The sequence below is a fragment of the Ensifer sp. Root954 genome (genome assembly GCF_001429005.1).
In the GTDB taxonomy this organism is placed as follows: Bacteria; Pseudomonadota; Alphaproteobacteria; order Rhizobiales; family Rhizobiaceae; genus Ensifer; species Ensifer adhaerens.
Genome location: NZ_LMJM01000024.1, coordinates 61521 through 75364 on the forward strand (window position 1 = coordinate 61521; position 13844 = coordinate 75364).

The 13844-nt window shown below is 65.3% G+C and carries 13 protein-coding genes; 10 read left to right on the forward strand and 3 right to left on the reverse strand.

Annotated elements, in window-relative coordinates:
- Positions 1–161 precede the first annotated feature (161 nt).
- The 6 genes from ASE71_RS18210 to ASE71_RS18235 are packed head-to-tail and all read left to right on the forward strand — an operon-like array spanning position 162 to position 7909.
- Complete coding sequence (locus tag ASE71_RS18210) at positions 162–1175, forward strand: AAA family ATPase (protein ID WP_034789050.1); 1014 nt, start codon at positions 162–164, stop codon at positions 1173–1175.
- 3 nt (positions 1176–1178) lie between these two features.
- Positions 1179–2099, forward strand: a complete 921-nt coding sequence (locus ASE71_RS18215) for a DUF58 domain-containing protein (protein ID WP_034788827.1) — start codon at positions 1179–1181, stop codon at positions 2097–2099.
- Positions 2096–4924 carry a DUF4159 domain-containing protein gene (locus tag ASE71_RS18220; RefSeq protein ID WP_060518730.1) on the forward strand — a complete coding sequence of 943 codons (2829 nt, stop codon included), beginning with the start codon at positions 2096–2098 and terminating at the stop codon, positions 4922–4924. The genes ASE71_RS18215 and ASE71_RS18220 overlap by 4 nt, the downstream gene beginning before the upstream one ends.
- Positions 4925–4934: 10 nt before the next feature.
- On the forward strand, positions 4935–7004 hold the full coding sequence (locus ASE71_RS18225; protein ID WP_060518732.1) for a hypothetical protein: 2070 nt from the start codon (positions 4935–4937) through the stop codon (positions 7002–7004).
- Positions 7001–7480 carry a GNAT family N-acetyltransferase gene (locus tag ASE71_RS18230; protein ID WP_082566318.1) on the forward strand — a complete coding sequence of 160 codons (480 nt, stop codon included), beginning with the start codon at positions 7001–7003 and terminating at the stop codon, positions 7478–7480. The genes ASE71_RS18225 and ASE71_RS18230 overlap by 4 nt, the downstream gene beginning before the upstream one ends.
- A gap of 6 nt (positions 7481–7486) precedes the next feature.
- Positions 7487–7909: a GNAT family N-acetyltransferase gene (locus ASE71_RS18235; protein ID WP_060518734.1), complete on the forward strand. Its 423-nt coding sequence runs from the start codon at positions 7487–7489 to the stop codon at positions 7907–7909.
- A 9-nt stretch (positions 7910–7918) separates the two neighbouring features.
- On the opposite strand, the gene ASE71_RS18240 is transcribed toward ASE71_RS18235, so the two are convergent.
- A complete protein-coding gene (locus ASE71_RS18240; RefSeq protein ID WP_060518737.1) occupies positions 7919–8464 on the reverse strand; it encodes a GNAT family N-acetyltransferase in 546 nt (181 codons plus the stop codon).
- A 260-nt stretch (positions 8465–8724) separates the two neighbouring features.
- Here ASE71_RS18240 and ASE71_RS18245 point away from each other — a divergent pair, with 260 nt between their 5' ends.
- Complete coding sequence (locus ASE71_RS18245) at positions 8725–9702, forward strand: glutathione S-transferase family protein (RefSeq protein ID WP_060518739.1); 978 nt, start codon at positions 8725–8727, stop codon at positions 9700–9702.
- Between the two features lie 30 nt (positions 9703–9732).
- On the opposite strand, the gene ASE71_RS18250 is transcribed toward ASE71_RS18245, so the two are convergent.
- Positions 9733–10200 (reverse strand): NUDIX domain-containing protein, encoded by a 468-nt coding sequence (locus ASE71_RS18250; protein WP_034788845.1) that lies wholly within the window; start codon positions 10198–10200, stop codon positions 9733–9735.
- A gap of 110 nt (positions 10201–10310) precedes the next feature.
- Between ASE71_RS18250 and ASE71_RS18255 the strand changes: the two genes are divergently transcribed.
- On the forward strand, positions 10311–11213 hold the full coding sequence (locus ASE71_RS18255; protein ID WP_034788848.1) for a metallophosphoesterase family protein: 903 nt from the start codon (positions 10311–10313) through the stop codon (positions 11211–11213).
- Positions 11214–11396: 183 nt separating this feature from the next.
- Entirely contained in the window at positions 11397–11945 is a 549-nt protein-coding gene (locus tag ASE71_RS18260; protein ID WP_082566327.1) for a tetratricopeptide repeat protein, read from the forward strand.
- A gap of 73 nt (positions 11946–12018) precedes the next feature.
- Here the strand turns inward: ASE71_RS18260 and ASE71_RS18265 are convergent, their stop codons facing one another.
- A complete protein-coding gene (locus ASE71_RS18265) occupies positions 12019–13038 on the reverse strand; it encodes a DUF3313 domain-containing protein (protein WP_082566320.1) in 1020 nt (339 codons plus the stop codon).
- A 285-nt stretch (positions 13039–13323) separates the two neighbouring features.
- Here ASE71_RS18265 and ASE71_RS18270 point away from each other — a divergent pair, with 285 nt between their 5' ends.
- Positions 13324–13842 carry an RNA polymerase sigma factor gene (locus tag ASE71_RS18270; RefSeq protein WP_034788854.1) on the forward strand — a complete coding sequence of 173 codons (519 nt, stop codon included), beginning with the start codon at positions 13324–13326 and terminating at the stop codon, positions 13840–13842.
- Positions 13843–13844 lie beyond the last annotated feature (2 nt).

The following is a 13844-nucleotide window of genomic DNA, read 5'->3' on the forward strand; positions in this document are numbered from 1 at the left end:
ACTGAAATCCAGGCTACCGCATGATTCCTTGAATCGGGATCGATCTAAGGACAGGCGTCATGCGGCGGCTCAATATTACAGCGAGCCTGGCGCGCTCTATAAGGACGCGCGGCGCTGTAGGGGCGATTCGGTTTAACAACGGGCGACCGGGGAGTATGACCATGAGTGTGATGAAGGGCGCGGCTGACGCGATCGACGAGAAGGCGATTGTCGCTGCGGCCGAAAGCGCGCTGGGCGAAATCGCCCGGGTGCGTGCGGAAGTCGGCAAAGTCATCTTCGGCCAGGAAAGCGTCGTCGAGCAGACCCTGCTCGCGGTCCTCTCCGGCGGTCACGCGCTGCTCGTCGGCGTTCCCGGCCTTGCCAAGACGAAGCTCGTCGCCACGCTCGGCACCGTGCTGGGGCTCGATTCCAGCCGCGTACAGTTCACGCCCGACCTGATGCCGTCGGATATTCTCGGTTCCGAAGTGATGGACCAGGACGGGGCCGGCCATCGCTCGTTCCGCTTCATTCCCGGCCCCATCTTCACGCAGTTGCTGATGGCCGACGAAATCAACCGCGCCTCGCCGCGCACCCAATCGGCACTGTTGCAGGCCATGCAGGAGTACCACATCACGGTTGCCGGCGCCCGCAAGGACCTGCCGGCGCCCTTCCATGTGCTCGCGACCCAGAACCCCCTGGAGCAGGAAGGCACCTATCCCCTGCCCGAGGCGCAGCTCGACCGCTTCCTGATGCAGGTCGACGTCGGCTATCCGGACCTCACGGCCGAGCGGCAGATCCTGCTCGAAACCACAGGTGTCGGCGAAGCGACCGCCCATCCGGTCATCGATGCCGCCCGGCTGCTGCAGATCCAGAGCCTCATCCGCCAGATGCCGGTCGGCGAGAAGGTGGTCGACGCGATCCTTTCGCTGGTGCGCTCCGCCCGTCCGGGCAACGGTAATGCTGCGACCGACAAGAACGTCGCCTGGGGTCCAGGCCCGCGCGCCGGCCAGGCGCTGATGCTTTGCGCCCGTGCCCGCGCGCTCTACGACGGCCGTCTGGCGCCTTCGATCGACGATATCCTGGCGCTGGCCGAACCGGTGCTTCAGCACCGCATGGCGCTGACCTTCGCCGCCCGCGCCGAAGGCATGACCGTGCGCGACGTCGTCGCCGATCTGGTGAAGCAGGCCAGAGGCTGACGCATGGCCACCGTCGGGCACATAGTCTCGCGTACTCCCGCCAGTGAAGTGCTTTCACGAGCGCAGCAGCGCGCCATGCTCGTACCCGATTGCCTGGTCGAGGCGCGACGGATCGCCAACACCGTAATTTCCGGCTGGCATGGCCGGCGCAAGCGCGGCATCGGCGAGAATTTCTGGCAGTTCCGGCCCTATTCGGACGGCGAGAGCATGTCGCGCATCGACTGGCGGCGTTCTGCCCGTGACGACCATACCTACGTGCGCGACCGCGAATGGGAAGCCGCCCACACCATCTGGCTGTGGGCCGATCTTTCGCCGTCGATGATGTACAAGTCGAAGCTCGGCACCGTGTCCAAGGAGAGCCGTGCGCTGGTGCTGATGCTGGCGCTCGCCGAAATCCTCGCGCGCTCGGGCGAGCGCATCGGCTGCCCGGGCATCATGGAGCCGGTCTCGGCGCGCAACGCCGCCGAACGGCTGGCGACCGCCATCATGCTGAGCCCACTTGCCGAGGGCCTGCCGGAAACCGGAATGATCCGCAGCGCCAGCGACCTCGTGCTGATCGGCGATTTTCTCGATCCTGCCGAAAAGATCATGGACCGCCTTGGCCCGCTGGCCAGACGCGGCCTGCGCGGCCATGTGGTCGAGATCGCCGACCCGGCCGAAGAAGTGTTTCCCTATTCCGGCCGGACCGAATTCACCGACCCGGAGACCGGCGAGAAGCTGACCGCCGGCCGCGCTGAAGTGCTGCGTGAAGACTATCAGCGCGCCTATATTGGCCGCCGCGACACGCTGGGCGTGACGCTGCGCCATCTCGGCTGGACCTTCACCCCGCACAAGACCGACCGGCCCGCCTCCGAGGCGCTCGTCGCCGTGCACACCTATCTCTCCGGCATGCCGGGACGCGCGACCCACGGAGGCCAGCTATGAGCGGCCTCGCCTTCCTCTTCACCAATCCCGCCATCCTTGCCGCCCTGGTTGCCCTGCCGGTCATCTGGTGGCTGCTGCGGATGACGCCGCCAAGGCCGTCGGCCGAAGTCTTCCCGCCGCTGCGCATCCTCGCGTCGGTGATGAAGCGTGAGGAGACCCCGGCGCAAAGCCCGTGGTGGCTGACGCTGTTGCGCATGCTGATGGCCGCCGCCCTTATCCTTGCGATTGCCGATCCGGTGATCAACCCGCGGCAGAACACGCTTTCGTCAGCCGGTCCGCTTGCCCTCGTCATCGACAACAGCTGGGCGACAGTCTCCGACTGGAACCAGCGGGTCGAAGCCGCCGGTGCGCTGATCGACGACGCGGAAGCCAAGGAGCTTCCCGTTTCGATCGTCTTTACCACCGACCGCCAGCACGACGCGACGCCCGCTTCCGCCGCCGCGGCGCGCGACCGCCTGGCCGCCGCCCAGCCGCAACCGCTGCCGGCCGACCGTGAGCGGGCACTCGCTGCCATGAAGGCCGCGCTTGCCGGCTCTCCGCCCGGCACCCTCGCCTTCCTCAGCGACGGCATCGAAGCGTCGAATGGCGGGACGATGCAGCAGATCGCAGAGCTCGGCGCTACGAATGTCCGCCGGGTCGAGGGCAATGCGGAAAGCGCCATCGCGCTGACGGCAGCGACCAACGAAAACGACGGAATGCGGGTTACCGCCTCGCGCCTGCCGTTCGGCGAGCCACGCGCCTATTACGTGCTTGCCCGTGACATTCGCGGCACGGCGATCGCCGAGGGCGAGCTTCGCTTCGCGACGGGCGCCACCACGGCGGATGCTTTGCTGAAGGCGCCCTTCGAGCTGCGCAACGACTTCGCGCGCCTGACGATCGAAGGCCAGGCGACGGCCGGTGGCCTGCACTTGCTCGATGACGGCAACCGCCGCCGCCGGGTCGCCCTGCTCAGCGGCGAGGTCCATCAGTCGCAACCGCTGCTTTCGCCGCTCTACTACATCAAGCGCGCGCTCGAGCCGCATGCCGACCTGATCGAACCCCGCGAAGAGGCGGTCGGGAAGGCAATCGCCGAGCTTCTGGCGCAAAATCCGTCGATCCTCGTCATGGCCGACGTCGGCCGTTTGCCGGACGAAAGCTACCCGCTGGTCACGCGCTGGCTGGAAAATGGCGGCATGCTGGTGCGCTTCGCCGGCCCGAGGCTCGCCGGCGCGCCCGCCGACGACCCGCTCGTACCGGTCGTGCTCCGGCAGGGCGAGCGTACGCTCGACGGCGCGCTTTCCTGGTCGGAACCGCAGCCGCTTGCCGATTATCCGTCCTCGAGCCCCTTTGCCGGACTGGAACGCCCGCGTGACGTCCTGGTAAAGCGCCAGGTGCTGGCGCAACCGACACCCGATCTCACGGAGCGGACCTGGGCCAACCTCGCCGACGGCACACCGCTGGTGACGACCGCCGAGCGCGGCCGCGGCCGCATCGTGCTCTTCCACGTGAGCGCCGATCCGAACTGGTCGAACCTGCCGATCTCCGGCTCGTTCGTCGACATGCTTCGCCGGTCCATCCAGCTTTCGCGCGCCGGCGGCGTTGCCGGCGATCAGCCAAGCATGGCGCAGACGTTGCCCCCCTATCGCCTGGTGAGCGCCCGCGGCGAACTGACCGGCGACACCGGCAGCGCTCGACCGCTCGAAATCGCACCCGGCATCGCGCCCACCGTTTCCGCCGACACGCCCCCCGGCCTCTACGGCTCGGAGGAAGGTTTCGTCGCCAACAATCTGCTGCCTGACGGCGGCAAGCTCACCCCGATTACAGGCAATCTCGTCGGAGCGCGGGCCGAAGGACTGGAGGGCGCCCGGCCCTTCTCGATCCGACCCTACCTCTTCGGGCTGGCGCTGGCGCTCTTCGTCCTCGATACGCTGATCGTTCTCTATATGGCCGGCGGTCTCGCCGGGCTTCGCCGGCGCGCAGGGCGCGGCGCCGCGGCCGCGGCACTGGTCGCAACCCTTGGCCTTGCGACGCTCGGCCTTGTAGCCGCTCTCGCCCCGGCGATCGCACATGCGCAGGACAGCCAGCCGAGCGACGAGCAGACGTTGCAGCGGCTGGACACGACCCATCTCGCCTATGTCATCACCGGCGAGCAGGAGGTCGACCGCCTCTCCGAACAGGGCCTCATCGGCCTCAGCAACTATCTGACCTACCGGACGGCGCTCGAACCCGGAGCGCCCGTCGGCGTCGACCTCGAACAGGACGAGCTGGCCTTCTACCCGATCATCTACTGGCCGGTTTCGGCCACCGCTCCGATGCCAAGCAGCCGGGTCATGAGCCGGATCGACGCCTATATGCGCAACGGCGGCACCGTTCTCTTCGACACGCGCGACCAGTTTTCCTCGCTGACACCGTCGGACGCCGGCGACAGTCCCAACGTGCAGCGCCTGCAGGCGATGCTGAGCGGGCTCGACATTCCGCCGCTGGAGCCGGTGCCCTCCGATCACGTGCTGACGAAGGCCTTCTATCTGCTTTCGAACTTCCCCGGGCGCTATGCGGAAAGCCAGCTCTGGGTCGAGGCCGCCCCCAATGGCGACGAAGACCGCAGCAATCGCCCCGTGCGCGGCGGCGACGGCGTCACGCCGATCATGATCACAGGCAACGATTTTGCCGGTGCCTGGGCCGTTGACGTCAACGGCGCGCCGCTCTTGCCGACAGTGCCGCCGGACGAGATGCAGCGCGAATATGCCTACCGCGCCGGCGTCAACATCATGATGTATATGCTGACGGGCAACTACAAGGCCGATCAGGTTCACGTGCCGGACCTTCTGCAAAGGCTTGGACAGTGAGGGCCGATCGATGACCTATGGCTTTGCCCCGCTGATCCCGTGGATCTACTTCGTCCCGCTGCTCGCAATCGCGGCGCTGTTCATCGCCTTTGGCCTCTGGCAGAAGGTGCGCGGCGTCTGGCTGCGCCTGGCCGCACTCGCAGCGCTCGGACTGGCGATCGCCAACCCCTCCATTTTCGTGGAGTTGCGCGATCCGCTCTCGACCATCGTCGCCGTCGTCGTCGACCGCAGCCAGAGCCAGCAGAACGGCGACCGCACCGCGCAGACCGATCGCGCCGTCGAGGGCCTGAAGGAACGGCTGGCGGCCATACCGCTGATCGAGCCGCGTATCATCGAGGCAAACACCGATCCGGCAGATGTCTCGCCGTCGACCAATCTCTTTGGCGCGCTTGCCTCCTCGCTGTCTGACGTTCCCCCGGCGCGCATCGGCGGCGCCATTTTCGTCACCGATGGCCAGATCCACGATGTGCCCGATGTCGCTCGCGCGCTCGGTTTCGACGCGCCCGTGCACGGGCTGATCACCGGCAAGCCCGATGAATTCGACCGGCGTGTCGAACTGATCAACCCGCCGCGCTTCGGCATCGTCGGCGAGGAACAGAAGCTCTCGTTCCGGGTGGTCGACGACGGGGCGGCACCCGGCGGCAGCGCCGAAGTCACGATCCGCCTCAACGGCAACGAGATCGCCCGCGAGCGGGCCGAGCCCGGCACGGACGTGCCGTTCGCCTTCAACGTTCCGCGCGGCGGCAACAACGTGCTCGAATTCGCCGTCGATGCCGTTCCGGGCGAAGTGACGACGGCCAACAACCGCGCGGTCCACGTGCTCGACGGCATTCGCGAGAACCTGCGCGTGCTCTTGGTCTCCGGCGAGCCGCATGCCGGCGAACGCGCCTGGCGCAACCTCTTGAAATCCGATGCGGCCGTCGATCTCGTACATTTCACCATTCTGCGTCCGCAGGAAAAGCAGGACGGCACGCCGATCAACGAGCTATCGCTGATCGCCTTCCCGACGCGCGAACTCTTCGTCGACAAGATCAACGAGTTCGATCTGATCATCCTCGACCGCTACCAGCACCGCGGTCTGTTGCCGATCCTCTACTACGACAACATCGCGCAATATGTGGAGAACGGCGGCGCGCTGCTAATCGCGGCAGGTCCCGAACATGCCGGCGACGATTCGATTGCAGCGACACCGCTTGAGGCAGTGCTGCCGGCCGCGCCGACGGGCGTCATGAACGAAAAGGCCTTCTTCCCGCGCCTGTCGGAGGAAGGAAAGAAGCATCCGGTGACCCGCGGTCTGGAAGGCTCCGACAGCGAGCCGCCGCATTGGGGCCGCTGGTTCCGCACCGTCGACGTCAACCGACCGCAGGGCCATACGGTCATGGAAGCGGCCGACGGCAAACCGCTGCTGGTGCTCAACCGTGTCGGCAAGGGCCGCGTCGCCATGCTGCTCTCCGATCAGGGCTGGCTCTGGGCTCGCGGCTTCGAAGGCGGCGGACCCCACGTTTCGCTCTATCGGCGCACCGCCCATTGGCTGATGCAAGAGCCCTCGCTCGAAGAAGAGGCGCTGACGGCACGCGCACGCGGCCGGACACTCGAAATCACCCGCCAGACGATCGATGGCGATCCGGGTCCGGTGACGCTGGTCGCTCCCTCCGGCGGGAAGCGGGACGTCAAGCTGACCGAACGCCAGCCGGGCCTCTACTCGGCCGAAGTCGCCACCACGGAAACCGGGCTCTTCGAGATGTCGAACGGCGAGCTCACGGCTCTTGCCCATGTCGGCGACCCCAACGCTCCGGAATTCAAGGCCGCGATCTCGACCGAGGACAAGCTGCGTCCCTGGGCGGAAAAGACCAAGGGCATCGTGCGGCGCCTCGCAAGTGCCGATGGACCGCTCGACCTGCCCACGGTTCTGCCGGTCAGGGGCTCGATCCGAGCGGCAGACGACCAGCGGCTCTCGATCCGCATGACCGACGAAACCGTGCTGAAGGGCGTCAATTCAGTGCCGCTGTTTACCGGCTTCCTTGGTCTTGCGGCGCTGCTGCTGCTGATTTCCGCCACCTGGTATCGCGAGGGACGATGAGCGACAGCACCATGGTCGTCAGCGACCTTCGCGACGCACCGCATTTCTTCGATGCCGTGGCCGACCGCGTCTGGCGCGCCCGGTGGGAACCGCATGGCTTTCCGCTGGAACACATTACCGGCCTGCTTCAGGCGAGCCTTGCCGACGATGCCGAGCCGCTGTGTCTGGTGGCGCATGCCGGCGACCGTTTCGTCGGCACCGCCTCGGTCATCGCCTCCGATCTTGAGGAGCGACCGGATCTCACGCCGTGGGTTGCTGCCGTCTGGGTCGATCCGCCGTTCCGCGGGGCAGGTATCGGCGGCGACATCGTGCTGAAGGCAGCGCAGGCGGCGCTCGATACCGGCGCCGAAGCCGTGCATCTTTGCGCCCTCTCGGGCAAGCGCGCCTTCTACGAGCGTCTCGGCTGGCAGCTCGACGAGACGGATGTCGGCGAAGACCGCCTGGATGTCTTCAGCATGCGCCGTGTCGAAAGGTAAAGGCCGATGTTCGTCGTCACCGACACCCCACCGCCAGAGGCGATCGAAGCAATCGGCAACGGTCTTGCCGCCTTCAACGCCGCCGACGTCGGCCCGTCGGAGCGACGCCCCCTCGCCGTCCTTGTCGGCGGCCTCGAGGCACAGGGAGCCCGCGGCGGCCTGAACGGCTACACCGGCTGGGGCTGGCTATTCGTGCAATGGCTGTGGTTACCGGAAGATCTTCGCGGACAGGGGCTTGCCGGCAAGTTGCTCCAGGCGGCCGAGGACGAAGCGCGCAATCGCGGCTGCCACAGCGCCTGGATCGACACCTTCAACCCGCAGGCCCTGCGCGCCTACGAGCGTCAGGGCTATGCGGCCTTCGGTGAACTGCCGGATTTCCCTGTTGGCCGAACCCGGGTGTTTCTGAAGAAATCGCTCGTCGCGCGATAAGGTCCGGGATCAGACGGCCAGCGGCAACGCAATCGGCTCCGCCTGCATCAGCCTATCATCCCGCCAGGCGATAACGCCGGCAAGTCCGGCATGCACACCCTCTGCCATCGGCACGACGAGCACCCGCGCCGGGTCGACCGGCCCAGGGAACTCGAGTGCCGCGTAACGCACCTTCTCGAAGCCGAGCGGCTGGTAATAGGGCGGATCGCCGACAAGGATCACCGCGTGTGAGCCCTTGCGCCGCGCCGCCTCGACCGCGATACGCACCAGTTCCCGGCCGATGCCCTGGTTCTTGTGCGACGGCCTGACGGCGAGCGGTCCGAGCAGGTGGCCCTTGATCGAGCCCGCCATGACCGGCGTCATCCGGACCGATGCGATCGTCTCGCCATTGTCGGCGCAGATGAAGGACAGCGACCGGTCATGCGGCCCCTGCTCGCGGATGCGCGCGGCCGCCCGGGCAAACCGGCCGGGGCCGAAAGCTTCTTCGTTGATGATTTCGATGGCTGCGTCATGGGACGCGTCTTCGGTCAGATAGACGAGATCGTGCTTTTTCATGAGATCGAGAAACCAGGCATGCGAACAGACATAGGGATGGCTTCGCCCGATGAGGGCGTTGGCAGCATCAGCGTCGTCGCAGGTTTCCCGAGAACATCATCTGTGTGGATTCTTCCAGACACGAAAAAAGTTGTGAAATCGCCGATAGCAGAAATTTGCCCTCTGTCAAAGCCTAAAACGCACTGTTCCGATTTCGCCACCTATCGAATGTCGCTGGAAGCGTTATCTATTGACGCAACGATCACGAAGGAGTTTGTCCGATGGGCAGGTTGGTAGATGGCGTCTGGCAGGACGTCTGGTACGACACGGTGGCAACGAACGGCCACTTCAAGCGCAGCGCTTCGCAGTTCCGCAACTGGGTGACGGCGGACGGGTCGGCCGGCCCGAGCGGCGACGCCGGCTTCAAGGCCGAAGCCGATCGCTATCACCTCTATGTTTCGCTCGCCTGTCCATGGGCCCATCGTACGCTGATCTTCCGCAAGCTGAAAAAGCTCGAGGACCTGATCTCCGTTTCCGTGGTCGATCCGCTGATGCTCACCCAGGGCTGGGAATTCAAGGACGGCGGCATCGGCACCGGCGATCATCTCTTCGGCTCGAAGGCGCTGTGGCAGGTCTATACCCGCGCCGATGCCAACTATTCCGGCCGCGTGACCGTGCCCGTCCTCTGGGACAAGAAGCAGAACACCATCGTTTCGAATGAATCCTCCGAGATCATCCGGATGTTCAACTCCGCCTTCGATGGCCTGACCGGCTCGACGCTCGATTTCTATCCGGAAGAGCTGCGCGGCGAGATCGATGCGATGAACACCGACGTCTACAATGACGTCAACAACGGCGTCTACAAGGCAGGCTTTGCCACCACGCAATCCGCCTACGAGGAAAGTATGACGGCACTCTTTGCCCGGCTGGACAAGCTGGAAGAGCGCCTCGGCTCGCACCGTTACCTCACCGGCAGCCGCCTCACCGAGGCCGACTGGCGGCTATTCACGACGCTGGTGCGCTTCGATCCTGTCTATGTCGGCCACTTCAAGTGCAACATCCGCCGGATCGCCGACTATCCGAACCTCCAAGGGTATCTGCGGGAACTCTATCAGGTGCCGGGCGTGGCCGAGACGGTCGATATGCGCCACATCAAGGAGCACTACTACCGCAGCCACACGACCATCAACCCCACCGGCGTCGTGCCGGTGGGCCCGGTGCTCGACCTCACCGCCCCGCACGGACGCGAGGCGCTGTAAGCCCGCAATGAAACGGGCAATCGATCGCGGCTACCAGTAGCGATCGATTGCGATGCCGCCGGCAAGTTCCGCAAGCCGGCGGCGTGTTGCCGGCGTGGTGTCGTCAGGCAGCGCGTCCAGTGCGAAGAAGCCACTTTCGGAAATCTCGAGATCGGGCGTTTTCGGCGCGCTCTGGCTGACACCGTCACAGCGGTAGAAGACGACGTGGTCGCGGCGGCTCGTGCGCCTGTTGTAGTAGACCTGGATGAGCACCGGCGGCGCCGAAACTTCGAGGTTCCCCTCCTCGCGCAACTCCCGCAGCAAGCCGTCGATCGAGGCCTCGTCGCGGTCGAGCCCCCCGCCCGGCAGGTGCCAGCCCGGCAGGTAGGAGTGGCGGACGAGGAAAACGCGGCCCTCGCCATCGAAACAGGCCGCCCGCACACCCATCGTCATGCCGCGCGCAACAGCGTAGTAGCCATGCGCAAGCCACATCAGCAGCCGGAGATACCAGCGCCGCATCTCCGGTGGCCGATCCTGTTCCAGGCGTTTTTTCCTTCCTCGTCCCGGCCACACGCGATTCATCGGGCGACCTGATTCCCCTCGGCCGGAATATGCGCTAGACGGGGTCGATGTTCAAACTCGCCCATATTTCCGACGTCCACCTCGGGCCCTTGCCCGAGCTATCCCTCAGGGAACTCGCTTCCAAGCGCATCACCGGTTTCGTCAACTGGCACCGCAACCGCAGCCGCCATCTCTTCACCGGTACGCTCGACACCCTGCTGGCCGACATCGAGAAGAAGGATCCGGACCATCTGGCGATGACGGGCGATCTCGTCAATCTCGCCTCCTCGCTCGAGATCAAGGCGGTGACAGAATGGCTGGAGGATGCGGGCAAGCCGGAGAACATCTCCGTCGTTCCGGGCAACCACGACGCCTATGTTCCGGGCGCCTACGAGAAGACCACCCGTGCCTGGTATCCCTATATGCGCGGCGACGATGCGCCGGCGCATTGGCATGACCGGCACCGCTGCTTTCCCTATATGCGCGTGCGCGGCCCGGTGGCACTGATCGGCTGCTCAACCGCCGTTGCGACCCCGCCCTTTGCCGCCAGCGGCTATTTCGGCCAACGCCAGGCCCGCGCCACCGTCAACCTGCTCAGACAAGCCGGCGAAGCCGGGCTCTTCCGCATCGTCATGATCCACCATCCGCCGATCCGCGGCGCAACCTCGATGCACAAGCGCATGATCGGCATTCGCCGCTTTGCTGCGACGATCTCGTCCGGCGGCGCGGAACTCGTGATCCACGGCCACACGCACCTCAACACTGTCTATTGGCTGAAGGGCCAGCATGCCCCTGTCCCGGTTGTCGGCATCGCCTCGGCCTCGCAAGGTCCTGGCGGCCACAAGCCGCCGGCAGCCTACAACCTGTTCACCGTCGCCGGTGAAGCCGGGAACTGGCACCTGACGCGCGAGCGCTACGCCCTGAACGACGATGCCACCACGGTGTCGCTCGCCGAAACCACACGCTTCTAGGCGAACGCAGCCTCCCTCCGCAGAAAATTCATCGCCCGGCGAATAAACCCCGGCCCTGCTGCGTCATACTCCGGTCCGCCGCCGCATGGCAGCGCGCCCGCCTCTGCGCGAATGCAGGACACGCAGTCGTTTGAAACAGCGCGAGGCTTTCGCGGTCATGCGCCAGCAATGGGAGATGGCATGATGAACCACAAGAACCTCGTTTTCGCCCTGTTTGCCGCCGGGGCAACCAGCTTCATGGCGCATGCGGTGATGGCCGCCGGCGAGGATACGAGCGAACCGCCGAAGAAAACCAAGACGACCAGCGAATGCACCGACGGCAAGGTGTGGGACGCCAAGAAAAAGGCCTGCGTTGACGCCAAGAAGAGCGACCTTGGCGACGATATCCTGTTCCAGGCTGCCCGCGAACTCGCCTATGCCGGCCAGTATGAAAATTCGATCAGGGTGCTCGGCGCCGTCAAGGACCAGCAGAGCGCCCGGGTGCTCAACTACCTCGGCTATGCCAACCGCAAGGCGGGGCGCATGGAACTCGGCATGCAGTACTACAAACGCGCGCTCCAGGCCGACGAGAACTACATCCTCGCCCGCTCCTACATGGGCCAGGCGCTGATCGAACAGGGCCGCGTCGAGGAAGCGCGTGTGCAGCTCGTCGAGATCCGCGACCGCGGCGGCGAAAACACCTGGGCTTACCGCGCCCTGCTGCAGTCGCTCGGCGGCGTCCGCCAGTACTGACCGGGCGGTAACATGGACGGGCGGCGCCAGGCGCCGCCCTCGATCCGACGTGCCACAGACACGGACTGGGACGCTAGGTTTTCTTCGACCCGCTTGCCGCCGGCCCGTTCTTTTTGGGCTCGCTTGCCTTGGCTGCATTTCCCTTCGCCCCGCCTGCTGAGGGACCGCCTCCCATCGTGCCGTCAGCAATCGACTTTGCCTCGTTCTTCTTCTCCGACCATTCCGGCGGCAGGCCGAGCGCGCCGCCAGCGATGCCGCCGAGACCGGATCCCTTGCCGAACACGGCGCAATCCGGATCGGTGGGTTTGCCGGTGACGGCATAGGCGACGCTGTTCTTGACGTTCTTCATCGACGGCAGCTCAAAATCGGACTTCATCGGGTCACCCGATTTTTCGAGCAGCGCACTGAAGTCGCTTGAGAAGTCGCCTGCAAGCTCGAAGGCGTCGGCGGCCGTCGAGGCGCGGGACCCGTTGGTGAGGATGTTGGCGCCACGCGCCCATGCCAGCCCGGCGATCTGCTTGCCCATCGGGTCGAATGCCTCCGCCTCGACCGCGAGACTTCCAAGGCCGATGGGAATGCGCGGAACCGGGATCGGAGCGACGGCCGAGGTGACGGTCGACACGCCGGCGACGACTGCATTGGTCGATTTGACCTTGCTGATCACGGAGCGCACCGCCATGTCGGCGGGCTTGGAGATCGGCACGACGTCGAATTGCTCGCTCAGGGCTTCGCAGAGCGACCGGTCGATCGCCGTGGCCACCAGCTTCTTTTGCAGATCCCCGAGCTTGTCGAGATCCGCGGTGGCGGCAAAGGTCGTCGGGATCACATGCACCGTCTTGACGTTCTTGGTGGCAGCAGAATCCACCCGGTACTTCGTCTTGGTCACCATCCCGTCGCTGGCAACGAAATCCTTGTAGGAGGATAGAGACCCCGTTTCCATGACCTGGGCGCTCTGGCAGGCGGCGAGCCCCGCAAACAAAGGCACCAGCGCAGCCGTGCGAATGACGGCCGCACCTCCCCGAATGCGGCGTCCGCCACAATGTCTCCCGACAAACCTGACAATACTCATGCCATTGCGATGCTGTGCGTTCATTGGCGTATCCCCGACGTCGACCTGCAGTTGTGCATGAGGTCCGGCCAGATTCGGGCCGAACTTTGACGCGATCTCCGGCCACCATTGCAGTTAACGGTAACGAAGCGCGTGATTAACGGCCGCGGGCAAGCGAAAGCTTTTTGGGAAAAGGCGCCATGAAGCAGCAGAATTTGCTTTCCGTTCCGGGACTTCCCTTGCAGACTAAGGAGCAAATGTTTCATATCATCCGCTCGTGCGCAGCACGGCGAATAAATGCATGATCCGGCACGTTTCATTGGAAGAGAAATGCGTCCAGCGGCAGAAACGAAGGACTTCAGACGCGACTTGGTCAGCCTGCTGCCCAAATTGCGCCGTTTCGCGATGACGCTGACGCGCAATGCCAATGACGCCGACGACCTCGTCCAGGAAGCCTGCGAGCGCGCGATCACCCGCAGCCACCTCTGGAACGGAGAGGGCCGGCTGGAAAGCTGGGTCTACGCGATGACGCGCAATCTCTGGGTCGACGAAATCCGCAAGCGCAAGGTTCGCACCGGCAGCGGCACCGTCGATGCGCTCGGACATGACGAACTCAGCATCGAGCCGTCGGCCGAAAAAGCCGTCTACGCCAATCAGTTGCAGAAGATGATCCTGTCGATGCCCGAGGGGCTGGCGAGCGTATTCCTGCTGGTCAATGTCGAAGGCCACAGCTATCGCGAGACCGCCGATATCCTGGGCATTCCGATCGGCACCGTCATGAGCAGACTGTCGACCGCGCGCCTCAGGCTCGCGGCGATGATCTCAGAGAATACCGAAAGGAGGGCCTGACC